The 20,080-nt window shown below is 43.5% G+C and carries 14 protein-coding genes and 1 pseudogene; 5 read left to right on the forward strand and 10 right to left on the reverse strand.

Annotation, left to right across the window (positions count from 1 at the left end; genetic code table 11):
- Positions 1–29: 29 nt before the first annotated feature.
- The 3 genes from A6D97_RS19935 to A6D97_RS19945 all read right to left on the reverse strand — a co-directional run bounded on the left by A6D97_RS19935 (position 30) and on the right by A6D97_RS19945 (position 4,937).
- Complete coding sequence (locus A6D97_RS19935) at positions 30–1,592, reverse strand: SpoVR family protein (protein ID WP_017062134.1); 1,563 nt, start codon at positions 1,590–1,592, stop codon at positions 30–32.
- An 11-nt stretch (positions 1,593–1,603) separates the two neighbouring features.
- On the reverse strand, positions 1,604–2,875 hold the full coding sequence (locus A6D97_RS19940; protein WP_065585115.1) for a YeaH/YhbH family protein: 1,272 nt from the start codon (positions 2,873–2,875) through the stop codon (positions 1,604–1,606).
- 127 nt (positions 2,876–3,002) lie between these two features.
- Positions 3,003–4,937: a PrkA family serine protein kinase gene (locus tag A6D97_RS19945; RefSeq protein ID WP_017062132.1), complete on the reverse strand. Its 1,935-nt coding sequence runs from the start codon at positions 4,935–4,937 to the stop codon at positions 3,003–3,005.
- Between the two features lie 379 nt (positions 4,938–5,316).
- Between A6D97_RS19945 and A6D97_RS21710 the strand changes: the two are divergent.
- A pseudogene (locus tag A6D97_RS21710) lies at positions 5,317–5,457 on the forward strand (MipA/OmpV family protein); the annotation flags it as partial.
- A 108-nt stretch (positions 5,458–5,565) separates the two neighbouring features.
- Here the strand turns inward: A6D97_RS21710 and A6D97_RS19955 are convergent.
- From A6D97_RS19955 to A6D97_RS19975, 5 genes are all read right to left on the reverse strand, one after another.
- The gene (locus A6D97_RS19955) at positions 5,566–6,066 is read right to left on the reverse strand and encodes a YfbU family protein (RefSeq protein ID WP_017066932.1); all 501 of its coding nucleotides are present in this window, start codon (positions 6,064–6,066) and stop codon (positions 5,566–5,568) included.
- A 384-nt stretch (positions 6,067–6,450) separates the two neighbouring features.
- Positions 6,451–7,191 carry a pyruvate formate lyase 1-activating protein gene (gene pflA, locus A6D97_RS19960; RefSeq protein WP_010437353.1) on the reverse strand — a complete coding sequence of 247 codons (741 nt, stop codon included), beginning with the start codon at positions 7,189–7,191 and terminating at the stop codon, positions 6,451–6,453.
- 164 nt (positions 7,192–7,355) lie between these two features.
- Positions 7,356–8,357: a lipid A deacylase LpxR family protein gene (locus tag A6D97_RS19965; RefSeq protein WP_017062129.1), complete on the reverse strand. Its 1,002-nt coding sequence runs from the start codon at positions 8,355–8,357 to the stop codon at positions 7,356–7,358.
- Between the two features lie 200 nt (positions 8,358–8,557).
- Positions 8,558–10,834 carry a formate C-acetyltransferase gene (pflB, locus tag A6D97_RS19970; protein ID WP_017066931.1) on the reverse strand — a complete coding sequence of 759 codons (2,277 nt, stop codon included), beginning with the start codon at positions 10,832–10,834 and terminating at the stop codon, positions 8,558–8,560.
- Between the two features lie 307 nt (positions 10,835–11,141).
- A complete protein-coding gene (locus tag A6D97_RS19975) occupies positions 11,142–12,683 on the reverse strand; it encodes a DUF3360 family protein (protein WP_016767646.1) in 1,542 nt (513 codons plus the stop codon).
- A 799-nt stretch (positions 12,684–13,482) separates the two neighbouring features.
- Between A6D97_RS19975 and A6D97_RS19980 the strand changes: the two genes are divergently transcribed.
- The 4 genes from A6D97_RS19980 to A6D97_RS19995 all read left to right on the forward strand — a co-directional run bounded on the left by A6D97_RS19980 (position 13,483) and on the right by A6D97_RS19995 (position 16,661).
- Entirely contained in the window at positions 13,483–14,253 is a 771-nt protein-coding gene (locus A6D97_RS19980; protein WP_065585117.1) for an ABC transporter ATP-binding protein, read from the forward strand.
- Between the two features lie 137 nt (positions 14,254–14,390).
- On the forward strand, positions 14,391–15,161 hold the full coding sequence (locus A6D97_RS19985; RefSeq protein ID WP_010437364.1) for an ABC transporter substrate-binding protein: 771 nt from the start codon (positions 14,391–14,393) through the stop codon (positions 15,159–15,161).
- Positions 15,162–15,240: 79 nt separating this feature from the next.
- Positions 15,241–15,981 carry an ABC transporter permease gene (locus A6D97_RS19990; protein ID WP_017063493.1) on the forward strand — a complete coding sequence of 247 codons (741 nt, stop codon included), beginning with the start codon at positions 15,241–15,243 and terminating at the stop codon, positions 15,979–15,981.
- Between the two features lie 2 nt (positions 15,982–15,983).
- Positions 15,984–16,661, forward strand: a complete 678-nt coding sequence (locus A6D97_RS19995; protein ID WP_017063494.1) for an ABC transporter permease — start codon at positions 15,984–15,986, stop codon at positions 16,659–16,661.
- Positions 16,662–16,732: 71 nt separating this feature from the next.
- Here A6D97_RS19995 and xthA read toward each other — a convergent pair whose 3' ends face one another.
- A complete protein-coding gene (xthA, locus tag A6D97_RS20000; protein ID WP_010437369.1) occupies positions 16,733–17,539 on the reverse strand; it encodes an exodeoxyribonuclease III in 807 nt (268 codons plus the stop codon).
- A 169-nt stretch (positions 17,540–17,708) separates the two neighbouring features.
- A complete protein-coding gene (locus tag A6D97_RS20005; RefSeq protein ID WP_065585118.1) occupies positions 17,709–19,799 on the reverse strand; it encodes a S9 family peptidase in 2,091 nt (696 codons plus the stop codon).
- Positions 19,800–20,080 lie beyond the last annotated feature (281 nt).

Genomic DNA, 20,080 nt, shown 5'->3' on the forward strand with positions numbered 1-20,080 from the left:
TTCCAATAATCTACTTACTATGATGGGTATTAAATCTTGGCTCCATAGTCATTGCGTTTCGGACAAGTCGTCAGGATTTCTCGATGACCCGTGTCTTTGAGCTCTTCCAAAATCACATCAAAGCCCCACAAGCGATAGAGATGCTTCATCACTTCGTCGTAGCCTTTATCAAGCGGGATGCGGTCGTGAGGCACATATTGCAGTGTCATTGAGCGGTCACCACGAACATCGACATTAAACACCTGAATGTTTGGTTCAAGGTTACTTAGGTTGTATTGCGCCGCAAGCTTCTCACGAATCAGGCGATAGCCCGGATCATCATGAATAGCACTCACCTCAATGGTATTTTTACGGTCGTCGTCGAGTACAGAGAACAGCTTAAAGTCTCGAATGATTTTTGGAGAAAGGTATTGGCTGATGAAACTTTCATCTTTGAAGTTGTGCATCGCAAAGTGCACCGCTTCTAACCAATCACTTCCGGCTAACTCAGGGAACCACTCTCTATCTTCATCGGTTGGCTCTTCACAGATGCGTCGGATGTCTCTAAACATCGCAAAGCCAAGCGCATAAGGGTTTATCCCGCTGAAATAAGGACTGTTGTAGGCAGGTTGTGCGACGACACTGGTATGGCTGTGTAGGAATTCTAAGATGAACTTATCACTCACCAAGCCTTCGTCGTAAAGGTGGTTAAGAATGGTGTAATGCCAGAAGGTTGCCCAGCCTTCGTTCATCACTTGAGTTTGTTTTTGAGGGTAGAAGTATTGGCTCACTTTGCGAACGATGCGAACACACTCTCGTTGCCAAGGTTCAAGCAGTGGTGCGTTCTTCTCGATAAAGTAGAGAATGTTTTCTTGAGGCTCGCTAGGAAAGCGGATCTTGGTCTCTTCTTCCTTACTTTTATTTTGAGGAACGGTTCGCCATAGCTCATTCACTTGAGATTGCAGATAAGCTTCGCGTTCTTCTTGTCTTGCTGTCTCTTCTGCAATGGAAATCTTCTCAGGGCGTTTGTATCGGTCTACGCCGTAATTCATCAGTGCGTGACAAGAATCAAGGAGCTGCTCGACTTCAGCAACACCATATTTCTCTTCACAACCACTGATGTACTTCTTAGCAAACAACAAGTAATCGATGATGGAACTGGCATCGGTCCATGTTTGGAACAGGTAGTTGCCTTTAAAGAAAGAGTTGTGGCCATAACAAGCGTGAGCCATTACCAGCGCCTGCATTGTGACCGTGTTCTCTTCCATCAGGTAAGCGATACACGGATCGGAGTTGATTACGATTTCGTATGCCAAGCCCATTTGGCCATGCTTGTAGTTTTGCTCGGTTTGAATGAATTTCTTACCAAAAGACCAGTGGTTGTAATTGATAGGCATACCAATGCTCGAGTAGGCATCCATCATCTGTTCTGAAGTAATCACTTCAATCTGGTTTGGGTAAGTATCTAAACGGTAATGCTGCGCAACACGTTTGATTTCTACGTGGTATTTCTCCAAGAGGTTGAACGTCCAATCTGGACCATCAGGCAGCATCTTGTCGTTTTTCTTTTTTGCAGCTTTGTTTTTCTCTGCAACGTTTGATTTCGCTGTCATGGCAAACTCCCTTACGCTGTCTCTTTCTGGAACAGTTCTCTAAACACAGGAAAAATATCATCCACCGTTTTAATGTTTTTCATGGCGAAGTTGTCAAAGCTACTCTCGAGTTTTTCGTATTCGTGCCAAAGTGTTTGATGAGAGCGGCGTGTTATTTCGATGTAAGAGTAATATTGGCAAGTTGGCAGAAGCGTATTGACCAGTAACTCTTTACAGCGAGGAGAGTCATCAGCCCAGTTATCGCCATCAGAGGCTTGTGCTGCATAGATGTTCCACTCATTAGCAGGGTAGCGGTCTGCGACAATTTCCTTCATCAGTTTCAGTGCGCTTGAAACAATGGTGCCACCCGTTTCTTGTGAGTAGAAAAACTCATGTTCGTCGACCTCTTTAGCCTGAGTATGGTGACGAATAAACACAACATCGACGTTTTCGTAGGTGCGATTTAAGAACAGATACAGAAGAACATAAAAGCGCTTCGCAATATCTTTTGTGGCCTGATCCATAGAGCCCGATACATCCATTAGACAGAACATCACGGCTTGGCTAGATGGAATAGGGCGCTTCTCATAGTTTTTAAAACGTAAGTCGAAGGTGTCAATGAATGGCACGTTTTCAATTTTTTTGCGTAGCTCGGCAATCTCTTCTTTTAAGCGACTCTCTTCAAAGGGTTGTGCCGGTTCCGTCATTTTAACTTGGTCAAGTTGTTCCATCAGTAGGTTAAGCTCGCGCTTTTTACCTGCTGTCATCGCGGTTCTACGAGCTAGAGATTGCTGCAGTGAACGAACAATAGCGATGTTGGATGGAATCCCCGCACTCTGATAACCAGAGCGGTGGGTTTTCCATTCGGTGATTTTGTTGACCTGATTCTTCTCTAAATTAGGTAGAGCTAAATCTTCAAAGAGAATATCAAGATACTCATCTTTTGAAATTTGGAAGGTAAATTCATCTTGGCCTTCGCCATCAGGACTTGCGTCGCCTTGGCCTGAGCCACCACCTTGACCACCACCTTTAGGGCGTTCGATTTTATCGCCAGTGATGAACTGATCATTACCTGGGTGAACGCGCTCTCTTACGCCGCCTTGACCTTGGTGAAAGTTCGGCTCTTTGATGTCTTTATGGGGAATAGTGACGTCTTCACCTGTTTCTGTATTGGTGATTGAGCGTCGGTTAACTGCATCGGCCACAGATTCTTTGATTTGCTCTTTATGGCGTCGTAAGAAACGCTGTCTATTCACAGCACTCTTATTTTTGCCATTGAGCCTCCGATCGATAAATTGTGCCATAAGAACTCCCTCTCAGCTGATGTCGCGATCCTACTTTTTATTCGGGTATAAGAGTTATTGATTTACTAAGGTATAAAAGTTATTGGTTTATACGAGCTGCTCAGTTGAGCAGCTCAATACCGTTTAGTTATGAGGATTTACGAACTCTTAGGTACCACTCAGATAGCAGTCTCACTTGCTTCTCGGTGTAGCCTTTTTCCATCATACGAGCAACGAAGTCGTCATGTTTTTTCTGATCATCCGTTGAGGTCTTAGCATTGAACGAAATAACAGGAAGTAGCTCTTCTGTGTTAGAGAACATTTTCTTCTCAATCACAGTGCGCAGTTTCTCGTAGCTCGTCCACACTGGGTTTTGACCGTTATTGTTGGCTTTGGCACGAAGCACAAAGTTCACAATCTCATTTCGGAAGTCTTTAGGGTTACTGATACCGGCTGTCTTCTCGATTTTCTCTAGTTCACCATTCAGAGAAGCACGGTCAAATAGTTGGCCTGTTTCTGGGTCGCGGTACTCTTGGTCTTGAATCCAGAAATCTGCGTAGGTGACATAGCGGTCGAAGATATTCTGACCGTACTCAGAGTAAGACTCTAGATAAGCGGTTTGAATTTCTTTACCGATGAACTCTACGTAGCGTGGCACTAGGTATCCTTTCAAGAACTCTAGGTACTTCTCGGCGGTCTCTTGAGGGAACTGCTCCCGTTCGATTTGCTGCTCAATAACGTAGAACAGGTGCACTGGGTTCGCGGCCACTTCGGCTTGGTCGAAGTTAAACACACGAGACAGGATCTTAAAGGCGAAACGCGTTGATAGCCCAGACATGCCTTCGTCAACGCCAGCATAATCTCGGTACTCTTGGTAGCTCTTCGCTTTTGGATCGGTGTCTTTTAGAGTCTCACCATCGTAAACACGCATCTTAGAGAATAGAGATGAGTTTTCAGGCTCTTTTAGTCTCGAAAGAATGCTGAATTGCGATAGCAGATCGAGTGTGCTTGGTGAGCAAGGCGCTTGGGATAGCTCACTGTGCTCAAGCAGTTTCTTGTAGATCTTAACTTCTTCAGACACACGCAGACAGTAAGGGACTTTTACAATGTACACACGGTCGAGGAATGCTTCGTTGTTTTTGTTGTTACGGAAGGTCTGCCACTCAGATTCGTTCGAGTGAGCGAGAATCATACCGTCAAATGGCAGTGCAGAAAGCCCTTCGGTACCGTTGAAGTTACCTTCTTGTGTTGCCGTAAGTAGAGGGTGTAATACTTTGATTGGCGCTTTGAACATCTCCACGAATTCCATCACACCTTGGTTGGCTTTACAAAGCGCACCAGAGTAGCTGTAGGCATCAGGATCATCTTGAGAGAAGTGTTCAAGTTTACGAATATCAACTTTACCAACCAGAGACGAGATATCTTGGTTGTTTTCATCACCTGGCTCCGTTTTCGCGATCGCAACTTGATCGAGAATAGAAGGGCGCAGTTTGATGACTTTGAATTTGGAAATATCACCGCCAAAATCGTGTAGACGTTTCGCTGCCCACGGAGACATAATTGAGCGAAGATAGCGTTTCTCAATGCCATATTCGTTCTTCAATAAGTCGCCGTCTTCGTTAACGTCGAATAGACAGAATGGGTGATCGTTTACTGGGCTTCGTTCACCGTCAGCAGACAATACATAGATTGGTAGTTTCTGCATCAGGGCTTTGAGTTTTTCAGCGAGAGAAGATTTACCACCGCCCACAGGGCCAAGTAGGTAAAGGATTTGTTTACGTTCTTCTAAACCTTGCGCAGCATGTTTTAAGTAAGAAACAATCTGTTCAATCGCATCTTCCATACCGTAGAAATCTTTAAATTCGCTGTAGCGTGAGATGACACGGTTCGAGAAAATACGACTCAGTTGAGGGTCTTGAGCAGTGTCAATAACCTCTGGTTCGCCAATGGCTAGTAATAAGCGCTCGGCAGCATTAGCGTAAGCACTTTTATCGTCTTTACACAGCCCTAAGAACTCCTGCAATGTCAGCTCTTCTTCCTTGGCTGCTTCATAACGTGATTGATAGTGGTCAAAGATACTCATAGTCACATTCCCCTTGTTAACCAGTCAAAACTGACGAGCGATTGAAAAATAGGCTCTCCCTACATTTTAAGGTTAGACCCGCTTCCACAATTTTGCTTAACAATTATGTATTTATTTACAATTTTGCGTGTGAAAAACGTGGCGAGCGCAATAGGCAACTTGAGGCGCGTAGAATCAAATTATTTTACATTCGAGGGGATCTGGCCGTTTGTTTTGAGATTTTAGGTCGCTTAACAATACTCACAATGGATTTATGTGCATTAGATGTATAACTGGGCCCTATTGATTTTTGGAATGGAGTACCATATAATGCGCGAAGTTATCAAAAATTGCTCAATAAATAGGTAGATGTAGTGAAGAATAATGGGTTCAAAATAGTGGCTATCTGCATGTTACGCCAAATGTTCGAGTAACTGGTGGCGTTCGTTATACCAACCTTGAAGGTGATATAGAGAATAGCCCAATACTTGAAAGTGGTATCAACATGGCCGCGAACGTTGGTGTGGCTTACGTTTTCTAGTTGCTTTGGTTTTTCTCTTTGTGTGCGAACATTAAAAAAAGGGTTACTCATGATGAGTAACCCTTTTTCTTGAAACTTTTTAAAAGTTATCGCTGATCTATTAACGAATTAAGCGCTAAAGATTTGAGATAGCTCTGTCGCACATAGGTGGTACTGACGAGGGCAGTTGCGCCATGTTGTTAGCATGCGACGGTACTTCTCTAGCATTGGCATCTGGCTATTGAAGTGGTGATCGGCTTTGTCGAATTGAGGGTAAAGACCTTCAGAATCAACAAGGAAACGCACGTAGTGTACGATCTGCGCTTCAGAAGCGATATCAAAACCTAAGAACTGCAGGCGACGTTGGTCTACTTCAGCACGCTCTTGTTCTGCAAGCATTTTGTTCGACTCTTGCATTGCATGGTACATCTCCATGATGTCGATAATTTCGCGACATTCTGCTTCAGTCAAACAACCAAACTCTTTGTTAAGCTCACGCATTTGGAGTTCGTAACCACGTTCTACAATCGTTTGTAGACGTTGGTATTTAGCGGAGTTCTCAGGATCCATTTGAGACATTAGGTAGTATTGATTTGATAGAATTAGACGCTGAGCATTGGTCATTTCCATGGGAGGAGCCTCACTAAAAAACTAAATGTTGTATTCTTTTGTTGCAGTAAGAGTAACAGCATTCCTACGAGTGGAAACATGATCTCAACACGGATTTAATATGATTTTTTGAATTGATAAACAAAAGTTGTAAAGAAAAGTGAAAGGATTGTTTTGATACCAATCACAGTAAGTAAGTGCTCATAAATAGCGCAGGAAAAAGGTTTAAGAACAAGGCAGACATTTTCGATAAGTAGTTATTCTACAATCAAAATTTCTAACGCAGTTATTGAGCGTTTTAACCAGCTAGGATGACCAGTTATTTACTACGGTTGGTATAATCATAAAAGAAAACGCCCCAATCGAAATTGAGGCGCTTGAAATCACTATGAACGTCAGTCTAGATTAGTATTTTACGTTTGAATGGTACTGGCTAAGAACAGCAACAATCTCGTCCATTTTCTCTTTGCTTGGCGGGTTTGTACCTTCAAGAGGGTAGTCAAAACCAAGTGCTTCCCACTTATGTGCACCAAGCTTATGGTATGGAAGCAGTTCTACTTTCTCGATGTTATCCATGTCTTTGATGAATTCGCCTAGCAGATGAGCATCTTCAGGTGTGTCCGTGTAGCCAGGGACAATCACATAACGAATCCACGTCTTCTTACCGATTTTGTGTAAGTAGCGTGCGAAATCCAGAGTACGTCTGTTTGATACACCAATGAAATCGTGGTGAATCTCATCTCGCATGTGCTTAAGATCCAACATAACTAGATCAGAGGCTTCTAGGACTTCATCAACCACTTCAGTGTGCTTACGAATGTAGCCATTAGTATCAAGACAAGTGTGGATGCCTTCAGCTTGAGCTGCGCGGAAAAAGTCACGAACAAACTCAGGTTGTAGCATCGCTTCACCACCAGAACAGGTGATACCACCGCCCGATGCTTTCATGAAATGACGGTATGATTTTGCTTCGTTGATGATCTCTTCGACCGTTACTTCCTTTCCGTCATGAAGATCCCATGTATCACGGTTATGACAGTACATACAACGCATTAAGCAGCCTTGAAGAAACACAATAAAGCGGATACCAGGGCCATCGACAGTACCACAAGATTCGAATGAGTGAATGCGACCAGTTGTAGACATGAGCTATTCTCGTAGAGGAATTTATACCGTTTATTTTATTACAAAAACGGTACATAAAATAGGGTCAAATGGTAACGAGACCTTTAAAAATAAAGGCAACCACCTGTGAAGATGATTGCCTTTATTAAACTTGAAAAGTAAAGGACGAAAGCCCTTACTGGTGGCTAGAAGAAAGCAAACATTGTGATACCGCCAGTGGTGTACACTGACTCTTTCGCTTCTTCGTAATCCGGTGTTTTTGCGGTTAGCGCGAAAGAGGCACCAACGTATCGGTTATACCAAGCGACACCCAATACAGCAGTTGCTTGAATGTTCTCTAAAGTCACATCGTAGATCGCTGGATCTTCGTTGTTTTTATTAGCGTACTCATCAACACCTGAGCGATCGCCTTCGATAGTCAGGTCGTTGAATCGGTAGCGACCTTCGAGGCCTGCATAGGTAAACCAACCAGCGTTTGATGCGCCGATCATGCCCGGTTTGAATGGGTTTTCTGTGGTGATGTTAGCTGCACCAAAGTTACCGCCTAAGTCTGTACCCCAACGAAACATGAAGCCCGTTGAAATGTCACTTCTAAAGTTACCGACGTTGATTTCAGAAACGTTAGAGATTTCGTAGTCAGTATTCGCAAGAGCTTGATTACGCATTAGGTTGAAATGGCTTAGGTAACCAACGCTTCCCGCCCATTCATCATCGACTTGGTATTCCCAACCCATCGGCTCATCCGACTTAGTGATTGAGTGAACCAGCTTTTGAGCATCTTCAGACAGTGCACGTTCGCCCGTAGTACCAAACGTGATATTAAAACGCTGGGCTTGCTGTGGGTTTAAGCTGATGTAATTGAATTCAGTGTGAAGGTAACCTGCGTATGGGCGATCATTAGGCGATGGCGTTTCTAACTCAATGTCAGAAGGCGTATACATCTTGTGGCCAATGGTGATTTCCCACTTGTCTAGAGAGCTTGCGCCCCAGTAGGAAAGACTCAATGGTTTTACCCAGTTATATGGCGTAATACTTGATGATGTGTAACCCAGAAATAAGCCGTTGGTATAGTCTTGGTCGACACCAAAAATACCATCATTATCTAAAGCAAAAGTTAACGTAGAACGCTCAGAGGCTAAAGATGAGAAAGAGAGAAGAATCAGGGGTAAACAACGCAGGTATTTCATGGAGCAGTTACTCTTAAATTATGTACCGCGATATTACCGTAATTTGACAGAATTTGTGGAAAAAAAGTGAATGGCAGGGTGCTTTTTTGCTCAACCTAACATTTCGCGGGATAGGTGAGTGTAGTGCGATTTATTTCAGATATAAAAAAGCCCCGCACATTGGCGAGGCTAATATTATTTACTGTCTATTGAGCGTGAGCTTATAGAGACTCAGTAAATGTACGTGCGATTACGTCAGCTTGTTGCTCTGCAGTTAGAGAGTTAAAGCGAACAGCGTAACCAGATACACGGATTGTTAGCTGAGGGTATTTCTCAGGGTGCTTAACTGCGTCTTCAAGAGTTTCGCGGTTAAGAACGTTAACGTTAAGGTGTTGACCACCTTCAATGCCAGCTTCGTGGTGGAAGTAACCATCCATTAGGCCTGCAAGGTTAGCACGTTGGCTGTCTTGTTCTTTACCTAGTGCGTTTGGCACGATAGAGAACGTGTAAGAGATACCATCTTGTGCGTCAGCAAACGGTAGTTTACCTACAGACGTTAGTGATGCTACAGCACCTTTCTCATCACGACCGTGCATTGGGTTTGCACCAGGAGCGAAAGGAGCGCCAGCACGACGACCGTCTGGAGTGTTACCAGTTTTCTTACCGTATACAACGTTAGACGTGATAGTAAGAACTGACTGTGTAGGGATAGAGTTACGGTAAGTCTTAAGCTTACGGATCTTGTTCATGAACGTAGAAACTAGTTCACAAGCAATATCATCTACACGAGAGTCGTTGTTACCGTATTTAGGGTAATCGCCTTCGATTTCGAAGTCAGTTGCGATGCCATCTTCGTCACGGATTGGTTTAACAGTCGCGAACTTGATTGCAGATAGTGAGTCAGCTGCAACAGATAGACCAGCGATACCACAAGCCATAGTACGACGAACGTCACGGTCATGAAGAGCCATTAGAGACGCTTCGTAGCTGTACTTGTCGTGCATGTAGTGAATGCTGTTTAGTGCAGTCACGTATTGCTTAGCTAACCAGTCCATGAATGTGTCTAGGCGACCCATTACGTCATCGTAGTTAAGAACTTCGTCAGTGATCTTGTCTGAAACAGGACCAACTTGCATCTTAAGTTTCTCGTCCACACCGCCGTTGATTGCGTAAAGCATTGTTTTCGCAAGGTTAGCACGAGCACCGAAGAACTGCATTTGCTTACCAACGATCATTGGAGATACACAACAAGCGATAGCGTAATCATCAGACTCTAGGTCAGGACGCATTAGGTCATCATTTTCGTACTGGATAGAAGAAGTATCGATAGATACCTTCGCACAGAAACGCTTGAAGCCGTCAGGTAGTTGCTCAGACCAAAGAACAGTGATGTTTGGCTCTGGAGAAGGACCCATAGTGTATAGAGAGTTTAGGAAACGGAAGTTCGAACGCGTTACTAGCGTACGACCGTCGATACCCATACCACCCATAGACTCTGTTGCCCAGATTGGGTCGCCAGAGAATAGCTCATCGTACTCAGGAGTACGTAGGAAACGAACCATACGTAGCTTCATTACGAAGTGGTCGATCATTTCTTGTGCTTGTTCTTCAGTGATCTTGCCAGCAGCGATATCACGCTCGATGTAGATGTCTAGGAAAGTCGAAGTACGACCTAGAGACATTGCAGCACCGTTTTGAGATTTAACAGCAGCTAGGTAGCCGAAGTAAGTCCACTGGATAGCTTCTTGAGCTGTTTGAGCTGGCTCAGAGATATCGAAACCGTATTTCTCAGCCATTTGCTTGATTTGACCTAGAGCACGATGTTGCTCAGAGATCTCTTCACGCAGTTGCATTGTTTCTGCTAGGTTTTCACCGTTTTCGAATTGCTCTTGAAGAGAAGCAAATTGAGCTTGCTTGTCTTTCATTAGGAAATCAATACCGTAAAGTGCAACACGACGGTAGTCACCAATGATACGACCACGGCCGTAAGCATCAGGAAGACCAGTCAGAACACCAGACTTACGACATTTTAGGATATCAGGAGTGTAGATATCGAAAACGCCAGCATTGTGTGTTTTGCGGTATTCTGAGTAGATTTTTGAAACCATTGGGTCAAGAGTTTCACCGTATGCTTTACAAGAACCTTCAACCATACGCACACCACCGTTAGGGATGATTGCACGTTTTAGTGGCTTCTCAGTTTGTAGACCAACGATAGTCTCAAGATCTTTCTCAATGTAACCTGCATCGTGAGCAGTAATGGTAGAGATAACAGAAGTATCGAAATCTACAGGTGCTTTAGTTGCGTTTTCCTGTTTGATACCTTCCATTACCGAAGACCAAAGCTTGTTAGTTGCTTCAGTACCCTCAGAAACTAGGAAAGACTCGTCGCCTTCATACGGCGTGTAGTTCTTTTGAATGAAATCACGAACGTTTACTTCGCTTTGCCACTCACCTGCAGCAAAATCTTCCCAAGCTTTAGCAAATTGCTCTGCCATGACATACCTACCTTTTTAGTAGAAAAAATACGTACATTAACACTGTTGAGCCAGCGCCCCTCGTAAGGGTAGTACACTCTTATTAATAACAATATATATGAGCATATAAGCGTCATATGGTTATATATATTGTCACTACCTTTTATATGTTGTCTTTACTCTATGAATTCAAGACTACGCTAAAAAATTTCTGCAAACCTTAAACTAAATCAATAAATGCCAAAAAAAGTTGAAAAAATTTGAGTGGCAGGGGTTGCCACCCAAACTTTTTTTTAATCCTAATACTACTTTTGTGTAGTAAGGACCATTATAGCCAAGCTTTTAGGCCATATTGACTTTCTAGCATACCAACTGCAAGCATTGCTACTAGACAGATAACTAAAACGCCAACTGGGATAACAATCTTATCTACAAATGATAGACGCTTCGCACGCTCTTTATCACCAATTAGACCGTTATTATCTAGAAGCATAGTCAGTGCCCATGCTAATACTGGGTTAACAACCGCTGAACCGAAGATACAGATACCAGCTGCTTGAGAGTCTTTTGAATCTTTAACCATCTGCATACCCGCTTCAAGTAGAGGTAGAGATACACCTACAAGTAGCGCAACACGCATCACTGGTGGCCATACTGCTACGTCCATTGGGAAGCCAAGAATCGCAACAATAATACATAGAGAGCCAAGCAAGATTGCGCCGCCAGGAATTGGACGTTTCGCGATTGCTGCTGGGATCATGTAAGTACCCCAAGAAGATGTGATGTTACCACCACCTACTGCAGTACCGACCATTTGACGAACAGAACACATCGTCATTGTGTCATCTACGTCCATCAGAACTTTTTCAGAACGTTTAGGGTAGTTCAGCTCTTGGAAGATACGGTGACCTAGGAAGTCTGGTGACCACATTGCTACTGCAAGAATAGCGAACGGTAGCGAAGCGATGAAGTGCTCAACATTTGGCAAGCCAAGCATCCAACCTTCAGAAGTCGAACCCCACCAGTAAACTGGGTTTAGGTTTGGAATGCCCATTTCAGTTTCGAACACGATATCGAAACCAGCGCCTAATGCTAATGCAATAGCAAGGCCTGTAAACGCACAAACTGGAATAGCTAACCAACGCTTGTTCACTTTTGCTAAGAAAGCGTAGATAGCAATAGTAATAGCAAGAACGATAAGACCCACGTAACCCATGCTACCCGCTTCAACAGTAGAAGATTGAAGACCAACCGCCCATGCTTGAATTGAGTTGATTTGGCTCATGGTACCGGTTAAGCCTAAGAATATGAGCAAGCCACCTGCTGTACCTTCAGAAGTTAGGTTAACAAGTTTAGATCCGCCTTTTAGGAAACTTAGGATGAGACCGAACACACCGATCAGGATGGCCAATGCAAGAGGGTGAGCACCAGCGAGAGCGATGGTACCGATAAGAGGGATCATTGGGCCGTGGTTGCCGGCAAGGTTTGCTTTAGGGTTAAAGAAACCAGAAGCAAGGATACAAAACAGTAGTGCAGGAATAAGCATTTCTACACGAGCGACTTCAATTGCGAAGTCTTTACCTAGGTTTACGTGATCCCAAGCTTGAGTTAGGCCATCAGCCCACGACATCATTACTGCAGAGTACATCGCAATGATACCAATAGTACCAGCAAGTGCAGGAACAAGATCTTCAAGTTCAAAGCGGAAGTCACGACCTGGAAGGTTTAAACCGAAGCGGCGAGGCTTCATGATTTGAAGTTCGTGATCTAGATAATCTGAGCGGCTCTCAAATTCAGAAGCAGGACGGTGTAGCTCTTTATAGCTTTTCTCTTCTACTTCAGAGTTCGCATTATTGACAACGTCTGACATAGATTCCTCATATTTTTTGTTAGTAATTCTAAAATTGAATTCTATAAGTTCGCGTAATTGCGTAATTGCGTTATTTCTTAGTTATAACTCATTAACATTATGTTGCACGGTTTTGCTGTGCTTTATGCAGCTAAGTTAAAAGAAATGTTTGGCATTTTTAATGCCTTATTCTTTGCTGAGGAGTCTAACAAGCTTACCCTTTAGGGTGATTGATCTTGATCACTTTATGAGTATATGTGAAAGAAAGCTACAAAACGCAGCGATTCATTAACTTCCCATTGATGAATCGTGTAATTAGTTTTCACAAATTGACGTTTACCTATCTTCTTCGAGCCTTTGTCGTCATGGCTCGAGTTCAATACTCAATTCTTACTGAGTTATTTCACTATTACTTGCTTCCCAACTGTTCCGAGTGAAATGCTTACAATGTAATAACCTTAAAATAATTGTGCCTTACGGTGTGTATGTAGTGTTGAGCGTACAGATTATATTTTGCAGATCTCGGCGTATCTAAGTTCACAAAACTTGTTTTTCTTGTGAGACATCAAGCTACGTGAATCTCATTTTGATTAACTTTATTTAAACAATGTAAGGGGTGTAATTGCAGCTTATTGATAGAACTCATTCATTAAATTGAGGCGAAAACGCTACCTTTTGCATAATAAGTCAGAGTGAATCGCTATTTATTCCAATTTATCAGGTTAATAATTTGTTGCATGTTGTTTCGTGTGGTGCTAGTTTGTATCGCATGAAAAGGTCGGAGTACCTTGCATTTTCACAAACTTGGGAGAGAAAGCGCATGAAAGATGTACCAGCGCTGGATATAAAGGATCTACACAAAACGTTTGGTCAAAATGAAGTTTTAAAGGGAATTTCACTTTCTGCGCATAAAGGCGATGTTGTATCGATTATCGGATCTTCAGGGTCGGGTAAAAGTACTTTCCTTAGATGTATCAACCTTTTAGAGACACCAACTGCAGGCGAGATTTGGGTTAATGGCGAATTAATTCAAATGAAAAACAACCGCCAAGGCGTATCTGTTCCTGCTGATGAAAAACAAGTACAGCGAATCCGTTCTCGCTTAGCGATGGTTTTTCAAGGCTTCAATCTTTGGTCTCACCTGACCGTTCTCGAAAACGTTATCGAAGCGCCTGTTCACGTCTTAGGTGTACCTAAAGCACAAGCGATTGAAAATGCAGAGCTACTACTTAAAAAAGTAGGCTTGTATGAGCGCAAAGATTACTACCCAGGTCATTTATCCGGTGGACAACAACAACGAGCGGCAATTGCTCGAGCGTTAGCGGTTGATCCGGAAGTGATGCTGTTTGATGAGCCAACATCAGCACTTGACCCTGAGTTAGTAGGGGAAGTACTTGGTGTAATGCGAGATCTAGCAGAAGAAGGAAGAACCATGCTTGTGGTAACACATGAAATGGCTTTTGCTCGTGACGTATCAAACCATGTGATGTTCCTGCACCAAGGTCTAGTGGAAGAACAGGGCGATCCAGCTAAACTGTTTACGGAACCTGAATCTGAACGTTTACAACAATTTATCTCATCGATTTACTAATCAGAATTGAAACGCCGTTGCCAACGGTAAACAGCGACGGTGTGAACAATAAAACACAACAAGTAAGTTAATAAGCAACAACAAACACAATATTAAAACTAGCAAAACATAAAAACCTAAATCACAGGAGTAGGGATATGAAAAAGTGGTTATTAGTCGCGGCACTTGCTGCAACTGCTGCAACGGGCGTAGCTCAAGCAAAAGAATGGAAAACAGTACGCTTTGGTATTGAAGGTGCTTACCCTCCATTTAGCTGGACAGAAGCTGACGGGTCACTGAAAGGCTTCGATGTCGATATGGCTAACGCACTTTGTACTGAAATGCAGGTGCAGTGTAAGATCGTTGCACAAGACTGGGATGGTATCATTCCTTCTCTACTTGCTCGTAAATATGATGCGATCATCGCGGCAATGTCTATCACGGAAGAGCGTAAGAAAAAAATCGACTTCACTGGTAAATACGCACTTATCCCAAACAAGTTCATCGCTAAGAAAGGTGCAGGCCTTAACTTTGATGATCTAAGCGGTCAAAAGATTGCAGTTCAACGTGCAACAACTCACGATAAATACCTAACAGACAACTACGGCGATACAGTAGAGATCGTTCGTTACGGTTCATTCGACGAAGCTTACCTTGATCTAGCAAACGGTCGTGTTGCTGCTGTACTAGGTGATGCATCTGCTCTAGAAGAAGGCGTGCTGAACAAAGCTGGTGGTGAAGACTACGAGTTTGTTGGCCCATCACTAACTGATCCTAAGTGGTTCGGCGAAGGTTTTGGTATTGCTCTACGTAAGCAAGACAAAGATCTGACTAAGCAATTAGATGCGGCAATCCTTTCACTACGTGAAAAAGGCATCTACCAAGATATCGCGGCTAAATACTTCAACTACGACGTATACGGTCAGTAATCTTTAGCGTCAATTCTTAAGGGAGAGGTTCTCCTCTCCCTGTCTTACCAACTTTTTCGCAGTTCTGTTGGAATCCATTATGTTTGATTTACAAGGATATGAAGCGTCGATCCTGAAAGGGGCGGTGCTCACAATCGAAGTTGCCTTGCTGTCGCTAATTTTAGCTATGGTTCTTGGTATGCTAGGTGCCTTAGCAAAACTCGCGCCTTATCGCTGGGCTCGTGCTATTGCAACCCTCTACACAACCGTCATTCGAGGCATTCCCGATCTCGTACTGATGATGCTGATTTTCTTTGGTGGACAAATCCTTTTAAACAACAGTTTGTATTCCATCAACGAGTGGCTCAACGAGTGGTTTGCATCCAGTGATCCTAACCACGAATGGACCTCTTACCTACCTGATTATATTGATGTCAGCCCATTTGTTGCTGGTGTCTTAACCATAGGTTTTATTTTCGGTGCCTATATGGCAGAAACGTTCCGTGGTGCGATCATGGCTGTCGACAGCGGTGAGATGGAAGCGGCAAAAGCTTATGGTATGAGCCCTGTAAAGGCGTTTCACCGCATACTGCTACCGCAGATGATTCGTCACGCATTACCGGGTTTTGGGAATAACTGGCTGGTATTACTTAAAACCACTGCGCTGGTTTCGATTATTGGCCTAGAAGATATGGTACGTGTTAGTGCACTGGCGGCGGGTTCAACCAAAATGCCATTCACTTTCTACATGACTGTAGCGATTATCTTCTTATTCTTCACCAGTGTTTCAACGGGCTTACTTAAGCTGGTTGAACGTAAATTCAGTATCCACGCGAGGTAGTTATGGACTTTTCATTGATAATTGAAAGCCTGCCGATTTACCTTGGTGGTTTATGGACAACGGCTTGGATGGTTTGCGTTGCTTTGATCATTGGCTTATTCGTCGCCATACCATTAGCTATCGCTCGTAACAGCCCAAATATGCTGATTAACGCTCCTGCTTGGTCGTTCATCTATTTCTTCCGTGGTACGCCATTATTGGTGCAGTTGTACCTGATTTACTACGGAATGGATCAGTTCTTCCCTGTAAAAGATACACTATGGGAAAATGCATGGTTTTGTGCTTTGGTGGCATTCATCCTTAACACATCGGCATACACAGCTGAAATCATTCGCGGTGCGATTAACGGCTTACCAAAAGGTGAAGTTGAAGCAGCAAAAGCGTATGGCATGAGCACACCTAAGACATACCGACGTATCATTCTGCCAAGTGCATTACGTCGTGCATTACCGGCTTACAGTAACGAAGTTATCTTTATGCTTCACGGCTCAGCCGTTGCAGGTATTGTGACGATTATGGATCTAACGGGTGCAGCTCGTTTGGTTAACTCTCGCTACTATGCTCCGTTTGAATCTTTCCTAACAGCAGGTCTGTTTTACATGGGGTTGACGTTTATCATCATTGCGATTTTCAAATTCGCAGAGAAACGTTTCTTAGCTTACTTAAGACCACTTAGCTAATTACACATCATAATTAACAAAACGGCGCTTCTATAGCGCCGTTTTTTATGAGCAGATTCTGTTGCTGTTGATTACTTAAACGTTGACCAAATTGGCGCGTGGTCAGACGGCTTTTCGATGCCACGCAGTTCGTAATCGATGCCTGCTTCAGTACACTTATCAGCAAGCTTCTGAGTCGCAAGTACTACATCAATTCGTAGGCCGCGGTTGTCCACGAAACCTTTCGAGCGGTAGTCAAACCACGAGTATTGGTCGTTTACTTCAGGGTGCAGTAAGCGGAAGCTATCCACAAAACCCCAATCCATCAGTGTTTTCAACCATTCTCGCTCTTCTGGTTGGAAAGAGCACTTACCTGTTTTCAACCAACGTTTCGCATTAGGTTCACCGATGCCGATGTCTGCGTCGATAGGGCTGATATTAATGTCGCCCATCACAATGACTTGTTCGTCTTTGTTGTGGTAGTCATTTAGGTAAGTCATCAAGTCTTTGTAGAACTGGCGTTTGTACGGGTATTTTGTTTCATGCTTGATGTTATCCCCTTGAGGGAAGTAGCCATTTAGCACGGTAACCTTTTCACCATTTTCATCTTCAAACGTCGCCATGATCATGCGTTTTTGATGGTCTTCATTATCTGTTGGGAAACCCTTCTGCACAGAAATAGGCTCTTGCTTACACAACATTGCCACACCGTAGTGGGCTTTTTGACCGTGGAAGTAAACCTTATAGCCCATTGCTTCAACATCAGCAATTGGGAAGGCTTCATCGTGCACTTTTATCTCTTGCAGACCAATCACGTCGGGTTGGTGTTTGTCGATAATAGCTTGCAGTTGGTGAAGGCGGGCTCTAAGACCGTTGATGTTGAAGCTAATTACTTTCATTTGTTTTTATACCTCTCGTAAACCTTTGTCACTGCTTGTTTTTAAAGGTTTTTGATTTGGTGGATTTCATGGTTCATCGTATTTAACCATGCTTAATAATTTCTGTCGCCACTTTGTAGAGACAAAATGGCGACATTAAATGATGTGAATACTTACAGTTACGTAGAATCTATTGAGTCTTAAGTAAATCCAAAAAGAACGCGTATTCAAGTGCGTCTTCTTTTAATCGTTTAAATCGGCCAGAAGCGCCACCGTGACCGGCTTCCATATCGGTTTTGAACAGCAATACGTTGTTGTCTGTTTTCATTTCACGCAGCTTCGCAACCCATTTCATTGGCTCAAAGTACTGCACCTGTGAGTCATGCAGGCCTGTCGTTACCAACATGTTCGGGTAGTTTTGTACCTTAATGTTGTCGTACGGTGAGTACCCCAGCATGTAATCGTAGTAGGCTTTATCGTTCGGGTTACCCCATTCGTCATACTCATTGGTGGTTAGAGGGATCGATTCATCGAGCATGGTTGTCACAATGTCTACAAACGGAACATGTGCACCAATACCACGGTACAGTTCTGGTGCTTGGTTGATGATTGCTCCCATCAATAGACCGCCAGCAGACCCCCCAACGGCGAACACTTTATCTTTCGCGCCGTAGCCTTCTTCAACAAGCTCTTTGGTTACATCAATAAAGTCGTTGAACGTGTTTTGTTTGGTCAGTTTTTTGCCATCTTCATACCAAGGGCGACCAAGCATTTCTGAACCGCGGACATGTGCGATGGCATAAACAAAACCTCTATCCAGTAGGCTTAGGCGAGTTGAGCTGAAGGTAGGTTCAATCGTAGAGCCGTAAGACCCATAGCCGTATTGGTAGATTGGGTTAGTGCCGTCTTTCTTAAATAAGTCTTTACGATAAACCAAAGAGACAGGAACTTGCTTACCATCGCGAGCCGTAATCATGATTCGCTCTGATTGGTAGTTATCCGCTTCGAAATCACCTAATACGGGTGTTTGCTTCATGAGTTCGGATTCACCTGTACTTAGGTCGAAATCATAGTAAGTACCTGGCGTGGTTAAGCTGCTGTAATAGATACGAACTTTTGCGTTATCTAATTCATAGTTACTCGTTAGGTAAGCGGCAAATGCGGTGTCGTTAAATTCAAGTGGAAACTCGTGGCCTGTTGAGAGTTGGCGAACTTTCACTGTAGACAAGCCATCCGCGCGTTGCTCGTAGACAAGATGGTCATCAAACAACTCGAAATCTACAAGCTGAGTATTATCGTCCGCTGGGATGACATCGACCCATTTTGAGCGATCATGCATCTCTTCGGTTGTGACTTTCATTAAACGGAAGTTGACCGCTTGGTAGTTGGTGTAGATGTAATACAAATCACCTAGCTTAGCGATGCTGTACTCTATGCCGCTCTCTTTTGGGTAGAAAGCCTCAGCTGTAGCCTTTGGGTTGTTGGCATCGATGACTGAGACACCGCTGGTTTCTGTGCTCGAATGCCAAATGTAGACCTGTTCTCCATCTTTGCTTTTACTCAAAGAGGTGTAGTAAGCGCTATCGGCTTCTTCGTAGATTAACTGATCGCTTGCCTGAGCTGTGCCTAACACGTGGCGGTAAACTTGATAACCCAGCAATGTTTGTGGATTTTTTTTGATGTAGTAGAAGGCTTGGTTGTCGTTTTGCCACGCGATAGCACTTGAAGCGCCTTCAATTTCATCTTTTAGGTATTCACCTGTTGTGAGGTCTTTGATCTTGATGGTGTAAATGCGGCGGCTTAGCGTATCTTCGCCATAGGCCAACAAGTTTTCGTCTGGGCTGATCGTTAAGCCACCAATACTGAAGAATTCATGCTCTTTTGCTAGCTCGTTTACATCTAAGATGACTTGCTTGTCTGTGCCTAAAAAGTTTTTTTCACGCAGGTGAACTGGGTATTCGTTGTCGCCTGTGACCTTATTCGAGTAGTAGTAACTGCCTTTGCGAACCGGTACCGAATTGTCGTCTTTCGCGATTCGGCCTTTAATCTCTTCAAATAATTGTTTTTGCGCTGCTTCTGTATGTTTCAACACCGTATCTGCGTACTGATTCTCTTGCTCAAGTTGTTGCAATATCTCTGGATCTTGGCGTGCATCATCGCGCATCCAATAGTAATCATCGATTCGGGTTTCACCATGAATCGTCATTGCGTGAGGGACTTTCTTAGCAACGGGTGCTTGGGTTTGCTGAGCGACGAGCTGTGATTGAGAGTAGTGGTTCATGGTTGAGATTCCTTGATTGCTGCATCCGGCGACAAGCGCTATTGATACGGCTAATGTGGTTAAAGCGATACGCATCTGTATATCCTTAGTGTGTACCTTACTCGTTTTAATGCCAGCATCCTTTGTTGTGAGAGTTCAGGTACGTTGGTGTTCTTCCAGTGATATTATTTATAATTGGATTCTGGATATGCACCTTCATCGTAAGTGTCTGTTATTGTTTTCAAAAAATCAAAGCAATGTTAAATGAAATTACTGATACGTGAGAGTGGAAGGAATAAATG

The organism is Vibrio sp. ZF57 (assembly GCF_001691235.1).
In the GTDB taxonomy this organism is placed as follows: Bacteria; Pseudomonadota; Gammaproteobacteria; order Enterobacterales; family Vibrionaceae; genus Vibrio; species Vibrio crassostreae_C.